This is a genomic window from Nocardiopsis sp. CA-288880 (genome assembly GCF_050955985.1).
In the GTDB taxonomy this organism is placed as follows: Bacteria; Actinomycetota; Actinomycetes; order Streptosporangiales; family Streptosporangiaceae; genus Nocardiopsis; species Nocardiopsis tropica.
On sequence record NZ_CP192105.1, the window covers coordinates 2,679,073 to 2,701,998 of the forward strand.

The window sequence follows — 22,926 nt, forward strand, 5'->3', positions numbered from 1 at the left end:
CTCGTTCTCAGCGGTCATTGCGGTACCGGGCGTCCTGCCCGGATCAGGCGGGAGGAAGTCCGTGCAGGTGGTCGGCGTGCTCGGGCACGCTCCCCGGCGGGACCGCCCCGGCCCGGTCGTCCTGCGGGGCCCCGGTCCAGTGTGTCAGCGCGCCCAAGGCGTCCAGCCCCTGGGCCCGTGCCAGGATCAGGCGGCGCACCCAGGCGCCCTTGGCGTTCAGCCCCGCCGGGCCGGGTACGGGCAGGAACCCCGCGGCGGCCCCGTCCCGCGAAGCCCAGAGGCGGCCCAGCGGACTCCCGTCCCCCCGCAGTACCGGGACGTGCAGCACCGGCCCGTCGGTGTCGGCGGCGAACCGGGGCTCGGCGCCCGCGAAGTCCGGGCGGAACGCGTCCCGGGCGGCCTGTTCCTCGTCGGTCATCACTCCTCCTCCGTCACGGTCTCGGGGGTGAACGGCAGCACGGTGACCCGCAGGATCCACTGCCCGGTGTCGGCGTCCTGGAGCGCGTCGTCGATCCGGAAGCGTGTTCCGCGCGGCAGGAGGAGCTCCCGCTCGGACCGGTGCACGCTGCCGTCGCCGATCCACAGGGCGGGGTGCCCCGCGGGCACGGACAGGTGGAACTGGTAGGCGGCGGTCTGGTTCACGGTCTCGACCCCCAGCGATCCCGAGAGGAACCCCCGTTCGACGAACTCCGTGCCGATCAGGTCCGTGGGGTCGTGGAAGGGCCGCCCCGGCGGGGCCATGAAGCCCACGCTGAACACCGAGCGCCGGACCTCGACCGTTTCCGGGATCGGCTCCGTCGCCCGGTCGAGCAGTTCCATCCCCTCGCGCAGGAGGCCCCAGGTCTTCTCGGCGTTCTCCCGGGTCGGGGTGTGCCCGCCGAACCACTTCTCGACCCACGCGCCGAAGAACCGCTGCTCGCTGAGCCGCAGGACCTGGGACTCGGGGCTGGCCCGCCGGGAGAAGTCGTTGTAGAACTGCGCGTTGTTCGTGTAGGCCCGGGCGGAGTCCTGCTGCTCCGGGGCCAGGGACGCGAACCGGTCGCCGAGGACGAGCCTCCCGTACCCCGCGCCCTCGTCGTCGGTGGCGAACCGGCGGACGCCGTCGGGGTCGACGCGTCCGGGGCGGTCGTCGGGCAGGTCCGGCCCAGCGGCCTGCGTCCCGCTCTCCGGGGGACCGGCGGAGTCCTCCGCGGTGGTCCCCGGGGGGACCGCGGCGGCCGCGGCATCGGCGCCGGCGGCGTCCAACCCCAGGAGCGCGGTCAGGAAGGCTTCGGCGCCACTGCTGAATCCCGCTTCCTCGGGGCCGGTCACGGTGGTGTCCGTGTCGGTCCGCACGGTGAGCACCTGGACGTCCGCGGCGTCCCCCGCCCGCTGCTCCGGTGACGGAGCGGTCTCCGGCCGCGGCGGGACCACCACCTCGGCCTCGATGTGGAACCCCGGCAGCCCGAGCGATCCGCCCCATCCCGCGCGGATGATCCGGTAGACGGCGCCCCGGGCGAGGACGAACTCGCGCTCCTCCGGGTAGTCGCTCCTCTCACCGACCCACAGGCCGCGGCTGCCCGCGGGCACGGTCAGGTGGACGACGTGCGCGGATTCGGCCTGGTGGTGCTCGGCCAGCTCGTTGCCCAGGGACATGGACATGAAACCGGGCTCGGTCTGGACGGTGCCCACCAGGGAGTAGGGGTCCATGTCCCGGAACCCGTCGAGGAACGAGACCTCGGACAGGCCGCGGACCATCTCGACCGTCTCGGGCAGGGGGTGGTCGACGGCCCGGTCGAGGCGCTCCAGGAACGCTGCCACATCGGCCGCGGTGGGGAACACGTTCCCGTTGGACCGCGCCACGACACCGGCTCCACCCGCGTGCCCGTACCAGCCCGCCAGTTCCGCCTCCGGGTTCGGCGCGTCGATGATGTACCTGACGAAACCCGCGGTGTGTTCGGGCACCCGGTCCTGCGCCAGGAGTTCACGAAGGCGCTCGACGGTGGGCCAGGACAGGTCGTTCAGCTCGTACAGGCTCCAGCCGCGGGCCGCCATCGGGTCCGTGGTGGTCTGGAGGCGGGTCTCCTCCCGCACCTCGTCCAGGTTCTCCTGGATCTGCTCGGCCGAGAGGTTGGCGCGGACGACCATGTTGAGCCATCCGTCCGCCGTGTACCCGCGCACGTCGTCGCGCTGCCGGTCGTGGAGGGTGTCGAAGGCGTGCGGGTTGTTCGCCGGATCGTGGAGCCAGCGGCCGTAGGCGTCGGCCTCCTCCACGGAGCGGAACCGCCGCACGCCCCGGTCGTCGACGTACCCCCTGCCGTCGCCGGCGGGACCGGTGCCGACCGGGAGGTCGGTGACGGTGGCGGAGGCGTCCGCAGAGGAGTCCGGGGCGGCCGCGTGTCCCGTCTCCTCGCCGGGAGCGGCCGTGTCCTGCCCGGCCCCACCGACGGTCGCGGGAGGGGCTTCCTCCACGGCCGGCGGTCGGGCTCCGGACGCGGTGTCGTCCTGTTGCGGCAGGACGGCCTCGGCTGACAGCAGCAGGCCGTGAGCGGTCGTCTCCGCGCCGGTGACGCGATAGGACATTCCCCGGGGCAGGACGATCTCGTGGTTGGACGGCCGCGGGCCCTCCGCGCCCAGCCAGAGCCCGTGCGCGCCCTCGGGCAGGGTCAGCCGGACGGTCACCGCAGGGTGTCCCAGGCCCACCGGTTCCGGGTTCACGGAGACCGTGGTGTACCCCGGGCTGGTCTGGACCGTGCCCACCAGGCCGGAGGGGGTCCTCTCGTCGTACCCCTCGGGAAACCGGAGGTCGCGGGTGTGGTTCAGGACCCACGTCGTCTCGACCGCCTCCGGGAGCGGGCGCCCCACCGCTTCGTCGTAGGTGCCGAGCAGTTCCCGCACACCTGCGGCGGAGGGGTAGGTCCCGCCGTTGGCCGCGGCCAGCGCCCCGGCCATACCGCTCCTGCGGTACAGGCCGGCCAGCCGCTCCTCGGGACGCTCCAGCGTGACGATCGTCCGCAGGAAGCGCGTTCTCGGGGCCCCCTCCTCGGCGGCGTCCGCGATCTCCCGCAGCCGCTCGAGGGTGGGCCAGGTGAGCCCGTTGGCCTCGTAGACCTCCCAGCCGCTGCTGCCGTGGGGGTCCACGACCGAGGGCCGCTCGGTACGGCTCATCGAGCGCAACCGGTCGAGTTGCGTCCGCAGGTCGTCCGAGGGCACCAGCGCCAGGTCCGCGAGCCACGGGGTGTCCGAGAACGCCGCGGCGACGCGGCGTGCCTCCGCGGGGAGGGTGTCCAGCCCCGGCATGCCGCGTTCCGCGCGCGCGGCCCGGTGCGCGTACCAGTCGGCCTCCGCGGGCGTCCGGAACCGCCGGACACCGGACGCGTCCACCCGTCCGTACGAGAGCGGGTCCGCGAAGGCCTCGGGGCTCAGGACCACCTCCGCGGAGAGCACGGTCACGATCCCGCCCGTGTTCATGTCGAAGGTTTCCCGGACACCGGTGATCCGGTAGGTGGAACCGCGGGCGAGGGTGAGCTCGCGCTGTTCGGGGTCGTGGCTGCGGGAGCCGATCCAGAGGCCGCGCGCCTCCTGGGGGACGTTGAGCCGCAGGAGGTAGCGGAAGGGGGCGGCGTCGGTCTTGAAGGCCTGGTCGCCCAGGGTGGTGGACATGTACCCGGGCTCGGTGTGGACCGTGCCTTCGAGGTCGTCGGCGTCGTACCTGCCGGCCGCGCGCAGCAGGTGGTCGACGGAGTGCATGCCCCGGGAGACGACCAGGCCTTCGGGCAGGGGGCGGCCGGTGGCGTCGTCGAGGAGGCGGAAGAGTTCCAGGACCCGGTCCACGTCGGGATAGGTCCCGCCGTTGTGGCGGGCGATGACCCCGGCGTACCCGGCGTTGTGGAACCAGTGGCGCAGCTCCGCGGCGGGGTCGCGGGCGGTGAGGACGTAGTCGATGAGTCCGGCGGTGCGAGGGGGGAGGCCGTCCGGGTTCGCCCGGATCTCGCGCAGCCGGTCGAGGGTGGGCCAGGTGAGTCCGTTGGCCTCGTACAGGTCCCAGCCGTGGGCGGTCACCACGGTCGCCGCCTGCCCGGCCTCCTGTTGGGCCCCGGCCCGTATCAGTGCCAGCTGGCGCGCCACACCGGTCGGGGACAGGGGCCGGACACGTGCCAGCCGGGTGATCCAGGCGGATCTGGTGTAGGCGTCGACCATCCCGCGCTGGTCGGGGGTGAGGGTGTCGAAGGCGTGGGGGTTGTTCGCCGGGTCCTGGAGCCACTGGTCGTAGGCGTCCAGTTCCTCCAGGGTTCGGAAGCGCCGGTATCCGTCGTCGCCGACGTGCCCGCGGCCGTCGCCCGCCGGAAGGCGCGACTCCTCGTCGACGAGCGTGGAGGTCTCCGAGTCGCCGTCCCCGGCCTCCGCGGACGGCTCTCGCGGCGACATGTCCGCGGAGACCGGCTCGGCGTCGATCTCCATTCCGTCGTCGGTGATCCGGACGTCGGTGACGCGGTAGCCGAAGTCCCGGGGCAGGACCAGCGCGTACGGGTCGCCCGTCGCGCCCCGGCCACCGATCCACAGGCCCCGGGCGTCTTCGGGGAGGACCATGCGGACGACCGCCACGGTGTCGCGCGGCGAGGTGGTGAAGGGCGAGTCGCCCAGGGAGGCGGTGGTGTACCCCCGCTCGCGCTGGTCCCTGCCCACTATGGCGGACAGGTCGTCCCAGTCGTATCCGTCGAGTCCGGGCAGGTCCCGGTCGACATCCAGCACGAAGGACACCGCGATCGGGTCCGGCAGGGGCCGGTCCACGGCCGTGTCCATGTCCCGGATGAGCTCCAGGGCCCTGTCCCCGGTGGGGTAGACACCGCCGTTGGCCCGGGCGACCTCCCCCGCGTCGTCCGCGTTCCCGTACCAGTGGTCCAGCCGCAGCCGCGGATCCGAGGAACCGAAGATGTCCGCCGCGACCGCTACGAACGCCGGGGAGCGGCCCCCCTCGGCGTACAGTTCGCGCACCCGGCCGAGCGAGGGCCACGACAGGCCGTTCTCCTCGTAGAGCACCCACCCGTTGGGGGTGTCGGGGTCGGCGGCGTTCTCCCGGCTGATCCTGCTCCAGTAGTCGAGCCTGTCCTGGATGGCCGCCGGGTCGGAGGTTCCGAGCCGGGCGAGATTGCTGAGCCACGGGAACGCGGTGTGCGCGCTGATGAGGGCGCGCAGCTCCGGCGGGAGAGCGCCGTAGGTGTGCGGTTCACCTTCTCGGTCCTCCAACCGCTCCGCGTAGGCGTCCAACTCCTCCCGGGTGCGGAACCCGCGGACCTCTCCGCCGCTCGTTTCAGGGGTCGCGGCCGCGGTACCGCCGTCGTCCGTGCGATCGGGCAGGGCCCGGTCGGTGCGCACGGCCGAGGCCGTCGGCGCGTCGTCGTCGGAGGCGTAGCGGTCGAGGAGGGGCCGGTCGTCGTACGCGTCGTCGTCGGAGTCGTCGCTGTCCAGGGGCGGCCGGTCGTCGTACGCGTCGTCGCCGGCGCTCTCGTGCCCGGAGTCCTCCAGCCCCAGGAGCGCGGCCAGTCCGGCCTCCTCCTCCGCGCCGAGGCCGGGTTCGTCGGGGCCCGTGACGGTGGCGTCCGTGTCCGTCTCCGCGGTGAACACGTGCAGGTCCGCGGATCCCTCGACCTGCGGCGGGGCCGGGTCGGTAACCGGCCGCGGCGGCACGATCACCTCGGCCTCGATGTACAGGCCCTCCAGTCCGTGGAAGCCTCCCCAGCCCGCCCGGGTGATCCGGTAGGTCGTACCCGGGGGGAGGATCAGCTCGCGCTCTCCGGGGTACCTGCTCTCCGAACCGATCCACATGCCCCGGGAGCCGCGGGGGAGGACCAGGTGCACCGCGTGCGCGTAATTGGACGTGACCCCGGCGAGCTGGTTCCCCAGCGACGTGGACAGGAACCCGCGCTCGGTGTGGACGGTCCCCACGAGGGAGTAGGGGTCCTTGCCGTCGAAGCCCTCGAGGTGGTCCAGTTCCTCCAGACCGCGGATGACCTCGACCCCCTCGGGCAGGGGCCTGTCGATGGCCTCCGTCAGGGTCCGGAGGTGCTCGAGCGCGAGTTCCGGGGTCGGGAACACGTCGCCGCTCGACCTGGCGATCTCCCCGGCCTCACCGGCGTGCACGTGCCAGTGGTCGAGTTCCTGCTGCGGGTCCTGTGCGTCCAGGATGTACCGGACGAAGCCCTCGGCCCTCTCCGGAACGCGCCCCTGGGCCAGGAGTTCCCGCAGCCGGTCCAGGGTCGGCCACGCGAGGCCGTTCATCTCGTACAGTTCCCAGCCGCGCGAGCCCATGGGGTTGGTCTCGAACGCCGCGACGGTGTCCTGGCGCATCAGGTCCAGCGTGATCGCCACCTGGTCCGCGCTCATGGAATCGCGGGCCACGGTGTTGAGCCAGCCGTCGATGGTGTAGCCCGTGATCCTGTTCCGGTGCTCAGGGTTCAGGGCGTTGAAGGCGTGCGGGTTGTTGGCCGGGTCATGGAGCCACAGGTCGTAGGCGTCGAGTTCCTCCTCGGTGCGGAACCTCCGGATCCCGGTCCCGTCGACGTACCCCCGTCCGTCGCCGGGTCCCTGCCCGGTGCGGACCGTGTCCGGCCCGGAGGCGGCGTCGTTCGTCCCGTCGACCGCGTCCTCGGCCGCGGCGGGCGGCGCACTCACCGCCGCGGGCGCGGCGGTGTCGTCCGTCGGCACGTGCACCCGCGCGGTGATCACGGGTCGGCCGCCGGACGTGTCCACGGAGTCGATCCGGAACCCGGTCCCCGGCGGGAGGATGATCTCCTGGTTCTGGGGGCGGGGGCCCGCGCCGCCCAGCCAGAGGCCGTGAGCCCCCGACGGCAGGACGAGACGGACGACCGCGGCCGCCCTGTCGCCCGGGTCGGCCGACCGCGGGTTGAGCGCGACCGCGGTGTATCCCCGGGTGGCCTGCTCGGTCCCGACCAGCGCGGAGGGGTCGCGCGGGTCGAATCCGTGCCACTGCTCCCGCGCCGTCGTGTGGTCCAGATACCAGGTGCTCTCGACCGCGTCGGGCAGCGGACGGCGGACGGCGCCCTCGTAGGAGGCCAGCATGTCCAGCAGCCTCTCGGGCGAGGGGTAGGCGCCCCCGTTCGCGCGGGCCAGGACCCCGGCGGCCCCGGCCGCGTTGTACAGACCGCCCAGCCTGCGGGCCGCCTCCTGGGGACCGTGCCTGAGGAGGTCGGTGATGAATCGCGCCCGCGCGGGGTTGCGCACCCGCTCCGCGGGCAGGAGCTGGAGCAGCCGGTCGGGGGAGGGCCAGGTGAGGCCGTTCGCCTCGTACAGCTCCCACCCGAGGACCCGCTGCTGCTCCGCGGGGGTGGAGCCCGGGGTGACACGGCTCGCCGCGCGTAGGGAGTCCAGCAGTTCCCGGGCACCGTCCGGGTCCGCCCGGGTGAGGTCGACCCCGGACGCGAGCGCGCTGAGGGCGCGGGCGAGGTCGTGCTGTGCCCGGGGGAGCGCGTTGACGGCGTGCGGGTTGTGCGCCGGGTCGTGGAGGCGGTGGCCGTACCAGTGGGCCTCCTCCGCGTTCCAGAACCTGCGGACGCCGTCCTCACCCGTGCTCCCCTCCGAGAAGAGGTCGGGCACCGCCCGTGGCAGGGGGACCACGGTCGCGGTGACCACGGTCTGCGGGCCGCCGGATTCGGGGTCGACCCTGTCCTGGACACCGGTGATGCGGTACGTGGTGCCGCGGCCGAGGGTGAGCTCCATCTGCTCCGGGTCGTGGCTGCGTGTACCGATCCAGAGGCCACGGCTCCCCTGGGGCACGTCCAGGCGCAGCAGGAAGGGGAATCCGTCCACGTCCGTCTTGAACGGGGAGTCGCCCAGGGTGGTGGACATGTAGCCGGGCTCGGTGTGGACGGTGCCCACCAGCCTGCGGGGGTCCGTGCCCCCGGTCGTGCGCAGGAGGTGGTCGATCGACTGCATGCCGCGGGACACGGCCATGCCCTCGGGCAGCGGGCGGTCGACCGCGCCGTCCAGGAGGCGGAACAGCCGCCTGGTCTCGGCGGCGTCGGGGTAGACGCCCCCGTTGAGCCGGGCGATGACCCCCGCGTATCCGGCGTTGTGGAACCAGTGGTCGAGTTCGGCACGGGGGTCGGGGGCGTCGAGGACGTACCGGATGAGCCCCCGGGTCCGCGGGGGCAACGGCTGCGGGGAGGCCGCGATCTGGCGCAGCCGGTCGAGGGTGGGCCAGGTGAGTCCGTTGGCCTCGTACAGGTCCCAGCCGTGGGCCGTCTGCGCCGTGTCGGGGTCGGCCGCCTCGGACCGGGACTGCGAGCGCCACTCCATCAGCTGTCGCGAGACGGTCTGGGGCAGGAAGGGCCGGATGCGGGCGACACGGGTGATCCAGGCGGATCTGGTGTAGGCGTCGACCATCCGGCGCTGGTCGGGGGTGAGGGTGTCGAAGGCGTGGGGGTTGTTCGCCGGGTCCTGGAGCCACCGGTCCTGCCCGTCGGCCTCCTCGGGCGAGTCGAAGCGGCGGATGCCGTTCTCGTCGAGGGTGCCCCTGCCGTCCGCGTCCGTGTCCGAAGCGTCCGATTCCGAGCCGGCGTCGGTCTCGTCGTCTCCGTGGCCCGTGTCGTCGTGGACCGCGGCGGCCTCCGCCGGGGGCGCGGCCACCGGTCGCGGTTCCGCGGGCAGGGCCACGGCGGTGATCTCCACGATCCCGTCCGACTCCGTGACGCCGGTGACGCGGTAGCCGGTGCCGCGGGGGAGGAGGAGCGTGTACGGGTCGGAGGTGTCCGCCCTGTCGCCGATCCACAGGCCGCGCCCGCCCTCGGGTACGGTCAGGCGGACCAGGGCCGTACCGTCGTCTCCGGTTGCCGGTGAGCGGTCCAGGGAGGTGCGCAGGTACCCCGCCTCCCGCTGCTCGGTGCCCACCAGCGAGGAGGGGTCGCCCTCGACGTACCCGCCGAGCCCGGCGAGGCCCTCGTCCCCGCTCAGCGCGAAGGTCACCTCCACGGGGCCGGGCAGCGGTCGGTCGGTCGCGGCGTCCAGGGTGCGCAGGGTGTCCAGGACCTGGTCGGCCGTCGGGTAGGCGCCGCCGGCGGCCCTGGCCAGGGCTCCGGCCTCGTCCGCGTTGTCGTACCAGTGGCGCAGCCGTCGGCCGGGGTCCGGCGCCTTGAAGATGTCATCGATGAGCCAGGTGATGATGCGGCTGTTCCCGCCGTCGGAGTGGAACTCCCGGATCTCGGCGAGCGTCGGCCACTGCCTCCCGTTCTTCTCGTAGAGGGGCCAGCCGTTGAGGTCGTCGCCGGTGGCGTTGTCGTCCGCGTCGTACGTCAGGTCCTCCAGCCTCGTCTGGACGGAGGCGGTGTCCAGCGAGGGGATCCAGGTGAGGGACGAGAGCCAGCCGCTGGCCGCCTGCGCGACGACGGCCTCGCGCTGGTCCCGGGGCAGCGCGTCGAAGGTATGCGGGTTGGTGCCCGGGTCGTCGAGCTCCGCGGCGCGGGCGGCCGGGTCCTCCAGCCCCAGGAGGCCGGCCATCCCGTCTTCCCGATCGCGCGTCCACCCGGGCTCGGTGGGGGGCCCGTCGACCTCGGCCGGGTCCTGGTCCGTCGTCTCCATCAGGAACACGGTCATCTCGTCGTCCGTGTTCGGCTCGGGCGCCGATCGTGCTGAAACCGTCTGCGGGGACGGTCCGCCCCCCGGGTCGGAGGACTCCTCCCCGGTCACCGGTCCGCTCCGGACGGGCGGGGACTGCTCGTTGAGGGCGCTGTGGAACGTGTCCAGGATCGAGGTGGCCGCTGGACGCTCCCCCGGCTCCGGCTCCGCCCGGTCGCTCAGGGGCTCGACGCTCTCCACGGCCTGGGCGGACGGCTGGTCCGCGGATCCGAGCGCCTCCGCCGGGGCCGACGCCTCTCCGGAGTGTCCTTGCGGGGCGGGTGCGTCTTTGTCGTCGTCGATCAGCGCCGTGTTGACGGTCTTGACCGTGTGCGGTGGGTCGTAGGGGGAGGGGCCCCGGTCTGCGGGGTCCTGCATCGCGTAGCGGACGTAGTCCGTCGTGAGCTGCCCGCCGGGCTGCCAGAGCCGGGCGCGGACCGGGTCGTGGCGGTCCCGGAGGTGGCGGTCGATGCCGCGGGCCAGGGTCTCGGCGTCCCGGACGCGTTCGGCAGGGACGGAGTCGCCGCTCAGCGGGAGGCGCCGGTCGGAGGGGTCGGAGACGGTGTACACCAGTGCCTGCGCCAGCGCGCGCGCCTCGTGGAGGGAGCGGTTCTGCGGGGCCGAATCGTCGACCGGTCGCAGCAGCTTCCAGAACTCGGCTCCCAGCGCCCGTGCCCGGGGGATGTCCTTGTCCGCGAGGGAGCGGGTGAGTTCGGGCAGGCGGTCCAGGACCGACGCGGCGCGGGCGTCGGCTCGCGGGTCGATCCCGGGAGCGGTGGGGTCGGTGCGCGTGGGTCCGGGGGTGGGGGAGCCGCTGTCCGCCGCGTGCTCGGGTCCGGCGGCGGGCGGGGCCGGAGGCGAGTCCGTGTCCGTGCTCTGCGGGACACCGTCCGTGTTCCGGGGCAGGGCCGCTCCGGAGGTCTCGCCCTCTCCGGCGGGGGCGTCCTCGCGGCTCTCCTCGCCGTCCTGCTCCTGGCCGTCCTTCTCGTCGGTGGACTCCTCCTCGCGCCCGGACCCGGCGTCGTCGTCCGCGCGTTCGCCGTCCTCGCCCTTCTCTTCCCCGGATCGGTCCCCGTCGCCCCGGTCCTCACCGTCTGCGGTGCGGTCGCTGCTCTGTTCGCCCGACCGCTCGTTTCCGTCGCCGGATCGGTCCCTCTCGTCGTTCCGGGAGCGGTCGTCGTCGCGGGAGGTGTCCTCCTCACGCTGGTCGGGCCGGTCGGGCTGTTCGCCCGCAGGGTCGGAGGTGTCGTGCCCGGTGTCCTCCGTGTCCTGGGGCGGTCCGCTCTCGGTGGCGGGCGTCGGGGATTCGGTCGACGAGGTCCGCTGCTCCGGGGTGCGCTCGCTGGCGGTGGCCGTCCGCTGTTCGTCCGTCGCGGTGCTCTGGTGGTGCTGGTCGGTCGGGTCGCCGGTGGTCTCGGTCTCCGGTGCGGGTGGGGCGTTCTCGGTGACGATCTGGGGGGCGTCGCCGTCGCGGGGTGAGTAGTCGGTGGAGGAGTCGGGGGTGCGGGTGTCGTTGGTGCGCTGGGGGGAGCGTTCGGTGGGTGTGGAGCGCTGGTTGTTGTCGTTGGTCGTGTTCTGCGGGGCGGTCGCGGGCGGAGGGGTTGCTTGGCTGATCGGGGGTGTCACGGCGACGGGCGCGGGTGTGTGCTGTTGTTCAGGTTCGGGGGCGGAGCGGTCGGCGGGGTTCGTGCCGTTGCCGGTGTCGGGTGTGTTCCCGGTGTTCGGCGTGGTCTGCTCGGTGCCGGTGGGAACGTTCGCCGCCGGGTTGTCGGGGACGATGGCGTTGAGGAAGTTGACGGTCAGGGGGCCGTCGTTGTTCATGCCGGGGTGGAAGAGGTCGTTGCCCAGGCCGGGGTGCTTGGCCTCGGTGGTGGCGAGGGGGTCTTTGCCGGTGTCGGGGGTCTTGAAGGGGTCGGGGTAGGGGGTGCGGACGTCCTCGTCCTGGTGGACGCGGACGGTGTCATGGTTGTTCAGGTCGCGGTCGTCGAAGTCGCCGAAATCGGAGCCGTCGTCGCCGAACTCCGAACCGGAGTCGGTGTCGGTGTCGCTGACCAGGTCGGGGACGTCGTCGATGTCGGAGGAGTCATCGCGGCCGGGGCCGGGGTCGGAGTCCCCGCCCGTCCACGGGTCGGGGGTCTGGGGGCCGGTGGGAACGTCGGTGCGGGTGCCGGTGTTCTCGCTCTGGGTCCGGGTCGGGGTGGAGGTGTCGAGGTCGGGTTTGTCTTTGTCCTTGAAGAGTTCGGTGCCGTGCAGGATGCCGTCGGTGGCGCCCTGTTGGATGCCTGCTTGGGTGGCGCCGGCGGTGGCGGAGTAGCCCGAGGCCTCCCAGCCGCGTCCGTCGGCGAGGCTTCCGAGTCCTTCGCCGAGGTAGCCCTCGAGTGCGCCGGTGCCGATGCTGCCGCCCACTTGTTGGGTGTAGGCGCCGGTGGTGGAGAAGTACTCGCCCAGGGGTTTTTGCAGTCCGACGGGCACGTCGGCGAGGTGGTCGCGCATGTGCGGGGGTAGGCGGTCGCCGATGGTCTCGCGCAGGTGCTGGCCGAGGTTGGGGTCGTTCCAGTGGCGGGCCAGGGTGTCGGCGTAGTCGCGGCCCAGGTTTCGGGCTGCTGTGTCGCCGAGGTGGTCGCCGAAGTTGCGGGCGAACACCTCGGCGAAGTCGTTGCGGGCTGCGGCGGCTTTGGTGGCGTTGTCGAAGGCTCCTGCGCCCAGGGGGCTGGCGGGGTTGTAGGGGGTGAGGAACTCGTCGTTGTGGCGGCCGAACACCTCGGCCAGGTCCTTGTTCAGGGACGGGGACGCCGGTGGCCCCTCTTTGGGCGCGGGTACGGGCGCGGGATCGTCCCTGACCGGTGCCGTGGGCGGGTCGTCCCTGACCGGACCCGTGGGGGGTCCGTCGGGGCCACCGCCGCCGGGGGGTGGCGGGGTGTCGGTGTCGCGGTTGATCGGTGGCGGGTCGTCCCTGACCGGCCCGGCAGGGGGGCCGTCGGGGGGACCAGAAGGCGGTCCGGGGGGTGGCCCGTCAGGGGTCTCGCGCACGGGCGGGCCGGTGGGGGGTCCGGCCGGGGGTGGTCCGTCAGGGCTGGTGCGGACCAGCGGTGGCGGGTCGGGCAGGTCGTTGAGGTGTTTGAGGCCGTTGCTGAACAGGTCGGTCAGGTGTTTGCTGAACAGCCCGTCCATGCCCGCGGAGAAGACCGCGGAGAGCACGCCCTCGAGGGCGGCGCCCTTGTGGGCGCTCGCGGTGAGGTTGCCGTCGCGGTGGTGGCGGGTCCCCCTGCCGATCTGGATGCGCTGGATGATGCTGTCCATGCTCGCGAAGATCTGGCTGATGATCTGGTGCCCGGGCACGGTGATCACGAGCCAGGTCAGGATGCGGCGCATGGCCAGGCTGCGGATGGCCTTGAAGATGGGGATCCACTTCAGGGAGGCGCCGAAGGTGAACTTGGCCATGGCGATGGCCCAGGCGATCTCGACCAGGAGCTGGACGAACTGGCCGATGACCATCATGTGCATGTACTCGACGTTGGCGCGGGCCTTGAAGAGTTCGGCGGACATGGTGGTGGAGTTGTCGCGGGCCGAGCCGACGTAGTTGTTCTCGCCGCGGGTGAACTGGTCCAGGGAGCGTTCGTAGCGGTCGGCGGTGTGTCCGTCGAAGTGGCGGCGTGCGTGTTTGCGGCTGAGGTCGAACAGGTCCTCGAGCGCGGCCAGGCGTTGGTCCAGGGCGGTGTAGATCTCCGAGGCGCGGCCGAGGTTGTTGATGCCGGCTTTGGGGACCTGGATGCCGGTGAGGACCTCGATCGCCTTGCGAGAGGAGTCGGACATGTTGTGGTCCAACGGCATGCGCGACTCTTCCTTCTGGCATCGGGAGCGCGGGCGGGTCCGGCAGGCCGCGGAGGTCGTCGAGGTGCCGGGTGAAGGTCTTCGCGAAACCGCTGTTGACGAACACCCCGAGGCCTCCGGAGACGAATTCCTCGATCACGGCCCCCGCGTGCGCGTCGCGCAGCAAGTCCTGGTCGACCCCGTCCCGGTCGCCGTTGTCGATCTGGACGCGCTGGATCGGCGCGCCGAAGCTCGCGAAGACCTGGCCGACGAGCTGGTGGCCGGGAACCGTGACGAGGAACGAGGCGATGAGCCGCTGGACGGCCAGGCTCCGGATCGCCGTGAAGACCGGGATCCACTGCAGGGAGGGGCCGACGGTGACCTTGGCCGTCGCGATGGCCCAGGTGGTCTCGCTGATGAGCTGGGCCGCCTGGACCCAGACCATCGCCACCGTGTAGTCGACGTTCGCCGCCGCCTTGCGCAGCTCGGCCGAGAGCGTGCGGCTCGCTCTCGCCACGTGGCCGGTGCAGTCCCTCTCCCCGCCGGTGAAGGCCGAGAGGGAGCGGTCGCAGTAGTCGGAGGCCGCTCCGTCGAAGTTCCTCCGGACGCGGTTGCGCGTCGTGTCCATGACGTCGGAGAGCTCGTGCAGCTGCTCGTCGAGGGCGTCGTAGACCTCCGAAGCGGCGGGCATGGCCGGTGAGCCGGCCCGGGGCAGGGCGATCCCCAGCACCACTGTGACGAAATTGTGTGCTGAGTCACCCATTCTCCGGGGGCCAAACAGCATGCCCGACCCCTTTCCCCGCCACCTGCATCTGAAGCGACGGCAAAGGTACCACCGGCGCGCGCAGACGTGGAATCGGCCCCCGGGCGCGAGGTGTCCCCGCGGAGTGGCCGCGGACTTTTGTTGCGTCCGCGTAACGGATTTTTTCGGTCGGTTGCCGAATGTGCGGGGGAGTTCCTGATGTTTATAGTCACGAACTCGCGGGGTGCGTTCTTTTTGCTTGCTGTGATTCCTGTTGTGTCGGTTGAAAATTAATGATTCACCGGGGTGGCCCGGTTTTGTGCGAGGCGCTCACTTTCTCTGTCTTTCTTTTTCCGTGACTGATTTACTGTTTCTTTTCCGGTGCGCGTTGTCGGGGGGGCTCCTGTGGGGTCCCGACCTGATCGCAGGTGCCCGGGGCGCGGGCTGGGGCCCGCCCGGATGTGCCCGACCTCCCTGGTCGGCGGCGGGCCCGGTCCTCGGGGAATCAGGCGGGATCCGACCGCGAAGGGAGTTCTTCTACTCATTCGGAAAGTGTGCCGGTGCGGGTGTGAGCGCGAACGCGTGTCAGGGGTGGGGGTAGCGCGAACGCCGTGAGCCCGGTGGTGTCGGCTCCGGCTCGGGTGGCGTGGGCGCGCGTGAGCCCGCGGAGGGCTTCGGGTGCCATGGGTCGGCGCTGACGCCCCTTCCCGGCGGACGCGGCGCAGCAGCCGACTCTGCCGGTCCGGGGCTCAGGGCAGGTGGCGGCGCGAGCCCAGGGAGGCGGCGTCGGCCGCGGCGCGCCCCTCGATCCAGCCGTCCTCGCTGTAGGGGCCCCGCACACGCGAGTAGGTCAGCTCGCCGAACGCCTCCGCGACGGCCGCCTCCACCTCGCGCTCGCGCGCCGCGAAGACCGGTACGAGGTCCGTGCCGGTCTCGGCCTGGGCCGCCCTCTCGGCGGCGCGCGCCGTCTCGACCAGCCGCTCTCCCACCCGCACCGAGAACGCCGACATGAACGAGGCGCGGAACGCCTTGCCCGCCGCGCGCCCCGACCGGTCCCGCACCGAGCCGCTGGCCCGCATCGCCGTCTCGGCCTGGACCAGCAGGGAGGTGAACATCAGGTCCACGGCCTCCACGTCCCCCGGGAACCCCATGACGGTGCACAGCCCCAGCTCCTGGTGCCACACGGCGCGGCAGTGGTTGGCCTCGGCCACCTCGTGCAGCAGCACCGCCTTGTGCTCGTCGTAGGGGGCGTCCACCGGCAGGCGGCGCCCGGAGGCGGCCTCCGACTCCCCGGGGCCCTCGGCCAGCAGGGCCCGGTCGATGCTGTGCCGCGCCATCATCTCCTGGGCGCGGGCGCTCAGCGCCTCCGCCTCCTGAGGGAACTCCGTCGACTCGGCCTTGGCCAGCAGCGCCCGCACCCGGGCGAGCTTGCCCGCGTCCACCCGCTCGGGCCGCCGCGCCGCGCCCGGACGGCCCGGCCGGTACGCCCCCGGCGGCGGGCACAGCCGCCGCAGGGGCGGGAGCACACGCAGGGCCGCCAGCACCCGCAGCACGGCGTCCACGGCCTCGAACCGCAGCAGCCCGTGCTCCGCGCCGACGTGGGCCGGGTACCCCTCGCCGCGGCCCCACGACGCCTTCACGCCGAATCCGCGCACCTGCTCTGCCCAGCGCGGATCCACCGTCGCGGGGGAGTGGCGCTCCAGGTCGGCCGTCACGGCGTCGGCGCACACCGCCGCGGCCACGGGTCCGAGCACGCGGTCGACCTGGCGGACGGTCTCGGCGGGCTGCCAGCCGCGGGTCCACGCGGAGGCCGCGGCGTCCAGGAGGGCCGCCAGGAGGGCCCGCCCGGCCGCGTCCGCCCACTCCCGGTCCTCGGTGTCGGCGAGCCGGGCCGCGGCGAGGTCGACGCCTCCGCCCTCCCCGCCGGACACGAGCGCGTCCACCGCCCCGGACACCACCTCCGCGGGGGAGGCCCCGGCCTCCGGCCCGGCCCAGGCGGCGGTCGGCGCCCCGGCGGCGCGGCGCTGCCGGCCACGACCCTTCTTGCCCACGGTGCTTCTCCCCGGTCGTGTCGTCGTTCGGCGGTGGAGCCGACGGACAATCCTACCGATCCCCGTCGGCCGGATTCGCGGTGAGAGAACCGAGACCTCCGGGAAAAGGGCCGGTCGCGCGCCCGGGAGCGGCTTTTCGCCCCCTGCGCGTCCCGCCGCCCGTATTCCCCCGCGGAGGCGGACCGGGCGGCGCCGTCGCGCGCCCTCCGCCCGCGAAGGGGCAGTTCGGCGGCCCCGCACCGGATCGGGTGCGCCCGAAGGGGGAATCGGCTCCTGTGCGGCGACAACGCCGCCGTTGGGCGCGGTGTCGTGAAATCCCGCCTTGCCCCGCCGTGGAGCCCGGTGCCCCGGAAGGAAAGGCAGTGCTTTCCTCCCCGAAGCACAGCGGAAACACGGGGGGAATACCGTCGGCTCCCATCCGCACCCACCGAGGAGCCGCCATGCGCCAGGGAACCGGGGCCGACGACCGGGAGGGCCTCCCACGGGGCGGGGCGGACGCCGCCGGCTGCCCCCGCGGCGCGGACCGGGCCCCGCGGCTCCACGGGGGACCCGGGGACGAGGTGCCCTGGGACCTGCTGCGCGCCCGTCACGGAGGGCTGGTCCCCGTCGAGGTCGGCCCCGGGGAGCGCGGCTGGCTCCTGCTCGGGTACAAGGAGAACCTCCAGGTCCTGCGCGACCGCGACCTCTTCTCCGCGGACCCGCGCCCGTGGAGTCCCGAAGGCACGGCCCCGGCCCGCAGCGGGGCCCTGGCCCGCGACGGCGAGGAGCACCAGCGGCTGAGGGTGCCCCTCGTGGAGGCCCTGGCGCAGGTGGGCACGCCCCAGCTGGTGCCGGTGGTCGAGCGCGCGGCCGTGCACCTGCTCGGCCGGGTCGCCGCAGAGGGGAGCGCCGACCTCATCGGCCAGTACGCGGCCCCGCTCCCGGCGCTCGTCCTCAACGAGCTCTTCGGACTGCCGGACGCCTACGGACGCCTGCTGGCCGACCTCACGACGCGCCTGTGGAGCGGCGAGCCGGACCGCGCCGGACCCGCGGCCCGGGCCGTCCGCGCCTACTTCGCGGGCCTGGTCGCCCGCAAGCGCGCCGACCCCGGCGAGGACCTCGCCAGCCGGCTGCTGGCCCACCCCCACGGGCTCACCGACGAGGAGGCGGTCGCGTCCCTGTCCCTGCTGTGGGAGACCGGACACGAGCCGACCACCCACCTCATCGGCAACGCCCTGCTCAGGCTGCTGGAGGACCCGAGGGTGTGGACCGCCTACCTGGGCGGCACCCTCACCCCCGAGGACTTCGTCGACTACGTCATGTGGACCGACCCGCCGATCCGGATGCTCGCCGGGCGCTACGCCACGGCGGACGCGGGCTTCGCGGGCGCACGCCTCCGGCGGGGCGACCCGATGCTGTTCGGGTTCGCCTCCGCCCACACCGACCCTTCCGTGTTCCACGGCGGGGACGACGCGATGGCGATGGCGGGCAACCGCTCCCACCTGCTGTGGGGTGCGGGGGCGCACCGCTGTCCCGCCACGGGGTTCACGCGCGAGCTGGTGCGCACCGCCATCGACATGGCCGTGGACCGGATGCGCGGCATGGTCCTGGCGGTCGAGCCGCACGAGCTGCGCCGCCGGGGCGGGCCGTCCGTCCACGGCCTGGTGGAGCTCCCGGTGTGGTTCACGGCCACCGGTGAACGCGCCGAGCCCGCCGAGGAGGAGCCGGAGGCGCCCGTGCGCAGGTGGATCCGCAAGAAGCGCAGGCCCGCCTCCCAGGGCGCCCGCTACCAGGCGCCGCTGGCTCGGGAGGAGGACCCGGCCGAACGGGCCGCCCGGGTCCCGGCGGCGGGTCCCAGGCCCCGGCCGCGCCGCCCGCCCCAGGGGGCCGGGGCCCGGTACCAGGCACCGTTCGCCGAGGAGGAGGCCCGGCCGGACCCCCTGGAGGCGCTGCTGGCCGCCTGGCGCCCCGGGGGCTGACCCGCGCCTGACGCGGCTACCCGGGATCCACCACGACCAGCTCGGGGTGGACGCCCTCCGGATCGTCCAGGAGGGGCTGGTCGCCCCCGCGCAGGTGGTGGTCGAAGAACGCCAGGCCGTAGGCGCGCACGAGGTCCAGGCCGTGCCCGATCGGGATGTCGCCGTACAGGTCGCGCCACTCCTCGGGCGGATAGATGTCACGGAGCCCCAGCTGCTCGGTGACCAGTCCCTGGTCGATGCCGTTGGAGTGCCCGGAGCCGGTGATCCTGATCCACTGGCGCCACCCCGTCAGGCGCGGCCACATCTCCTCGTGGCCCTCCCAGGCGATGCCCCGGTCGTTCCCGAGCAGGGCCAGGGGCTTGTCCAGGTCCTCCTCCAGCGCCGTGGCGTAGTAGGGGCCGTCCAGGTTGATCCCGGCGTCCACCCTCTCCTCCAGGCGCAGGGTCTCGGCGGTGGCGGAGCCGCCCCAGGAGTGCCCCGCCATCCCGACCCGGGAGGCGTCGATCACGTGCGACCACCGCCAGGCCGGGTCGGGGCCGGTGAGCCGGTCCAGGAGGAAGGAGACGTCCCCGGCGCGGTTGACCGCGCCCCGGGCCCACTCCCCGGCGGCGCACCCGGCGCACCCGGTCACCAGCCCGTGGGGGTACTCGACGGGCGCGGACTCGTGGGCGTGGTCGACGGCGGCCACGACGAACCCGTGGCTGGCCAGTTCCTCGGCGAGGGAGGAGAACCAGATCCTGTTGTGCCCCGCGCCTGGGGACAGGACGACCAGGGGCAGGCCGTCCCCGGTGCGGGCGGGGGCGACGTCGAGACGGGAGTGGGTGCGCACCCGGTGCAGGGTGTCCGCGGGCAGGCCGGTCAGCCCGCGCGCTTCGAGCGTCGCCGCCGACTCGGCCTCGGTCATGTAGGGCGCGCGCCGCCCCGCGTCCGACCGGGCCGGGTACCACAGGGTCGCCATCAGCTCGCGGGGACCGCCGACCCAGATGTCCTCGCGGCCCTCGTCCACCAGGTGCAGGGTCGTGCGGCCGACCGGGCGTTCCCCGGTGGGGGCGGGGAGGGAGGCGCGCGGAGCCTCCGAGGGGGCGGGCGGGGCCGCCGGGCCCGCCAGCGCGCCCGCCGGCGAGGCCAGCACCAGGGCGGCGGCGAGCACGGCCCCGGTGCGCAGGCGGGAGGGGGCTTTCCGTCGCCGCGTGCGGGCGGCGCGGGGGAGGGGGTCGGCGTCGCGTCGTAGGTGGGGCATGCGCGTCCCGTCGTTCGGTGGGGTCGTTGTCGCCTCCGACCCTAGGAAGCCCCGCTCCGCCGGACCATACGGCGGGCCGTCCCCTCTCCCGGGGGCCCGCACGACCGGCGGGGGTGGGGCCGGCCCCACCCCCGCCGGTCGTACCAGGTCAGGGAGCGGCCTCGACCAGCAGCACCTCCAGGGTGCGCGGGCCGTGCACCCCCTCCACCCTGTTGAGCTCGATGTCGCTGGTGGCGGACGGGCCGCTGATCCACGTGAGCGGCCGGGCCGGGTCCAGCAGCCGCACGGCCTGCGGGACGCCGTCCACCACCTGCTCGGCGCGCACCACGCACAGGTGGTAGTCGGGCACCAGGGTGATCGCGCGCCGTCCCTGGTCGGGGCTCCCGTCCAGGACGATGGTGCCGGTCTCCGCGATCGCCACGGAGCACCCCGTGACCACGCCGTCCACCCCGTTCAGGTCCCCCACGGACAGGGGCTCCTCCCGGGAGTCGGGCAGCCGCTCGGCCGCGCCCCCCTCGAACCACGCGTCCGGCACCCCCGGCGGGGCCACCACCCGCTGCGCTCCGCGCCGGACCAGGGCCGCCGCCACCTCCGCCGCCACCCGGTCGGCGGGGACCCGGCGCACCTGTGCCTTGTAGTCGCGCAACCGGTCCTCGAACACGTCCAGGGTCGGGCCCGCGGCGTGGCTGTCCGCGAAGCCGCGCCCCGGCGCCCGCACCGCGGGCTCGTCGGAGGGCACGTCGGCGAGCGCCGCCCTGACCCGGCCGAGGATCCGCTCCCTGCTGCTCGGAACGGGGCCCCCGGGGCCGCCTCCGGCGGCCTCTCCCCGTCCCGGGGTCCGTCCCGTCCGCGATGCGCTCACCGCTGCCCCTTCCCACGCTTGTCCCACCACGAGCGGAAGGACTCCGCGGGGACGTCCGGGACGTCCCGGGTGTCCGTCCACTCCCCGGCCGTGCCCGGCAGGTGTCCCGGCACCAGGTTGCGGCCCAGTCCCGCCGCGCGCTGGGCGGCGCCCAGCGCGCGCGAGGACGAGAAGACCGCCTCGGCGCCCGCCATCAACGCCTTCTCCCCCAGGTGGCCCTTGCCCGCGGAGACCTCCTCGCGCAGGTGCACCAGCACCTCCGGGATGTCGATCGCCACCGGGCAGACCTCGTAGCAGGCGCCGCACAGCGACGACGCGTACGGCAGCGCCTCGTCCACCGCCGAGGACATCCCGCGCAGCTGCGGCGTGAGGATCGCGCCGATCGGCCCCGGGTACACGGACCCGTAGGCGTGGCCCCCCGTGCGCTCGTACACCGGGCAGGTGTTCAGGCACGCGGAGCAGCGGATGCAGCGCAGGGCCTGGCGGCCCACCGTGTCGGCCAGCACGTCCGTGCGGCCGTTGTCCAGCAGCACCAGGTGGAACTCCTGGGGGCCGTCGCCCGGGGTCACCCCGGTCCAGGTCGAGGTGTAGGGGTTCATCCGCTCGCCGGTGGACGAGCGCGGCAGGAGCTGCATGAACACCTCCAGGTCCGACCAGGTCGGCACGATCTTCTCGATGCCCACCACGGAGATGAGGGTCTGGGGGAGGGTCAGGCACATGCGCCCGTTGCCCTCCGACTCCAGCACCACCAGCGTCCCGGAGTCGGCCACCGCGAAGTTGGCGCCCGAGATCGCGGTCCTGGTGCGCAGGAAGCGCTCGCGCAGGTGCAGCCGGGCCGCCTCCGCCAGGGCGCGGGGATCGTCGGTCAGCCCCGGCGGGGCCGGGGTCCCCCACTCCGCCATCTGGTCCAGGAAGATCTCCCGGATCTGGGCGCGCCCCAGGTGGATGGCGGGCACCAGGATGTGCGACGGGAGGTCGTCGCCCAACTGCACGATCAGCTCCGCGAGGTCCGTCTCGTAGGCGGTGATCCCCGCCTCGGCCAGCGCGTTGTTGAGCTCGATCTCCTGGGTGGCCATCGACTTGACCTTGACCACGTCCGTCTCGCCGGTGGCCTTCACCAGCCGGGTGACGATCGCGTTGGCCTCCTCGGCGTCGGCGGCCCAGTGCACCCGGCCGCCCGCGCGGGTCACCGACTCCTCCAACTGCTCCAGGTAGCGGTCCAGGTGGCGGAGCGTGTGCTCCTTGACCGCCGCGCCCTCCGCGCGCAGCAGCTGCCAGTCGTCGTTCAGCTCGCCGACCACGGACGCGCGCTTGTCGCGGATCGTGTGCGTCGCCCTGCGCAGGTTGTGGCGGGTCCGGGAGTCGTCGACGGCCGCCCTCGCGGCCTCGGGGAAGGGCGGTATGCCCAGGAACGTGGCGCTCATCGGGTGGCGGCCTCCTTCGCGGCGGGTGCGTCGTCGGGGGCGGGGCCGGCCGAGCCGCCCTTCTCGGTACTGGCCAGGATCTCGGCGATGTGCGCCACCCGCATGCCCGACCGCTGCCGGGACAGGATGCCGCCGATGTGCATCAGGCAGGAGTTGTCCACCGCGCACAGGACCTCGGCGCCGGTCTCGACGGCGTGCCGTGCCTTGTCCGCGCCCATGGCGGAGGAGACGTCGCCGTTCTTGACCGCGAACGTGCCGCCGAAGCCGCAGCACTCGGTGGCGCCCTCCAGCTCCACCAGCTCCAGGCCGCGCACGGCGCGCAGGAGCTGGTAGGGGCGGTCGCCCAGGCCGAGCATGCGCAGCCCGTGGCAGGTCGGGTGGTAGGCGACCTTGTGAGGGTAGTAGGCGCCCACGTCGGTCACCCCGAGCACGTCCACCAGGAACTCGGTGAGGTCGTACACGCGCGGGGCGAGGCCGGCCACCTTGCGGGACAGGCGGCTGCCGCCCGCGCCCAGGCGCGGGTAGTTGTCGCGGATCATCGCCGCGCAGGAGCCGGAGGGGACGACGACGGCGTCGGCGCCCTCGAAGGTCTTGACGAAGCGCACGGCCAGCCGCGTCGCCGGTCTGCGGTACCCCGTGTTGTAGTGCATCTGGCCGCAGCACGTCTGGTCCTCCGGGAAGACGACCTCGTGGCCCAGCCGCTCCAGGAGCCGCACCACCGCCCGCCCGGTGTCGGGGAAGAGTGTGTCGTTGACACAGGTGATGAAGAGTGCGATCCGCATGGGCCTCCCTCGAGCCGTCCCCCAGGGGACGGCGTCCCGCTCGCCACGAGCCTTCCAGTGGTCTGACCACTTTTGCACACTGGAGGAAGAGCGGCAAGAACAGGGGGGTTTGTCAGTGTTGAGGGAGAGTCTCCGGCGGGATTGGTACGATCACTTTTCAGACGTGTGACCCGGGACACGTGCCGGGGGCGGGCGGATCCGTTCCGGGCAGCCGGTGCTTCCCGGGGCCCGCCGGTCCGGTCCGGAGGCGCGGCGACGGACGGCGCCCGGCCCCTCGAGGGGGAGGGGCCGGGCGCCCCGGCCGCCTCCGTCCCGGCCCCGGCGGGTCCGCTCGACGGCGGGCCCGCCCCCGGCAGGGAGGTGCGGCCCCTCCCCGCCGGGAGCGGCGTACGGGCGCCCCGGCCTGTGGAGGCGCCGGTGCGCTGACCTGCCGGGCCACGGGCGCGGA

At 73.7% G+C, this 22,926-nt stretch carries 9 protein-coding genes; 2 read left to right on the forward strand and 7 right to left on the reverse strand.

Translation table 11 applies throughout. The features are described 5' to 3' along the window. Positions 1 to 43: 43 nt before the first annotated feature. Both ACQPYD_RS11440 and ACQPYD_RS11445 read right to left on the reverse strand, forming a co-directional pair. The gene (locus ACQPYD_RS11440; protein WP_433700965.1) at positions 44 to 418 is read right to left on the reverse strand and encodes a hypothetical protein; all 375 of its coding nucleotides are present in this window, start codon (positions 416 to 418) and stop codon (positions 44 to 46) included. After that, a complete protein-coding gene (locus ACQPYD_RS11445) occupies positions 418 to 13,440 on the reverse strand; it encodes an ADP-ribosyltransferase (RefSeq protein ID WP_433700966.1) in 13,023 nt (4,340 codons plus the stop codon). Before ACQPYD_RS11445 ends, ACQPYD_RS11440 begins: the two co-directional genes overlap by 1 nt. A 95-nt stretch (positions 13,441 to 13,535) precedes the next feature. On the opposite strand from ACQPYD_RS11445, the gene ACQPYD_RS11450 reads away from it, so the two are divergent. Beyond that, positions 13,536 to 13,877, forward strand: a complete 342-nt coding sequence (locus ACQPYD_RS11450; RefSeq protein WP_433700967.1) for a hypothetical protein — start codon at positions 13,536 to 13,538, stop codon at positions 13,875 to 13,877. 1,033 nt (positions 13,878 to 14,910) lie between these two features. On the opposite strand, the gene ACQPYD_RS11455 is transcribed toward ACQPYD_RS11450, so the two are convergent. Beyond that, a complete protein-coding gene (locus ACQPYD_RS11455) occupies positions 14,911 to 16,212 on the reverse strand; it encodes a DUF2786 domain-containing protein (protein ID WP_433700968.1) in 1,302 nt (433 codons plus the stop codon). A gap of 440 nt (positions 16,213 to 16,652) precedes the next feature. Between ACQPYD_RS11455 and ACQPYD_RS11460 the strand changes: the two genes are divergently transcribed. Next, positions 16,653 to 18,170, forward strand: a complete 1,518-nt coding sequence (locus ACQPYD_RS11460) for a cytochrome P450 (protein ID WP_433700969.1) — start codon at positions 16,653 to 16,655, stop codon at positions 18,168 to 18,170. A gap of 16 nt (positions 18,171 to 18,186) precedes the next feature. Here the strand turns inward: ACQPYD_RS11460 and ACQPYD_RS11465 are convergent, their stop codons facing one another. The 4 genes from ACQPYD_RS11465 to ACQPYD_RS11480 all read right to left on the reverse strand — a co-directional run bounded on the left by ACQPYD_RS11465 (position 18,187) and on the right by ACQPYD_RS11480 (position 22,478). Next, positions 18,187 to 19,410, reverse strand: a complete 1,224-nt coding sequence (locus ACQPYD_RS11465) for an alpha/beta hydrolase family protein (protein WP_433700970.1) — start codon at positions 19,408 to 19,410, stop codon at positions 18,187 to 18,189. A 148-nt stretch (positions 19,411 to 19,558) separates the two neighbouring features. Next, positions 19,559 to 20,182, reverse strand: a complete 624-nt coding sequence (locus ACQPYD_RS11470; RefSeq protein ID WP_433702020.1) for a LutC/YkgG family protein — start codon at positions 20,180 to 20,182, stop codon at positions 19,559 to 19,561. An 86-nt stretch (positions 20,183 to 20,268) separates the two neighbouring features. Further along, the gene (locus tag ACQPYD_RS11475; RefSeq protein WP_433700971.1) at positions 20,269 to 21,696 is read right to left on the reverse strand and encodes a lactate utilization protein B; all 1,428 of its coding nucleotides are present in this window, start codon (positions 21,694 to 21,696) and stop codon (positions 20,269 to 20,271) included. After that, positions 21,693 to 22,478 carry a (Fe-S)-binding protein gene (locus ACQPYD_RS11480; protein WP_433700972.1) on the reverse strand — a complete coding sequence of 262 codons (786 nt, stop codon included), beginning with the start codon at positions 22,476 to 22,478 and terminating at the stop codon, positions 21,693 to 21,695. Before ACQPYD_RS11480 ends, ACQPYD_RS11475 begins: the two co-directional genes overlap by 4 nt. Positions 22,479 to 22,926 lie beyond the last annotated feature (448 nt).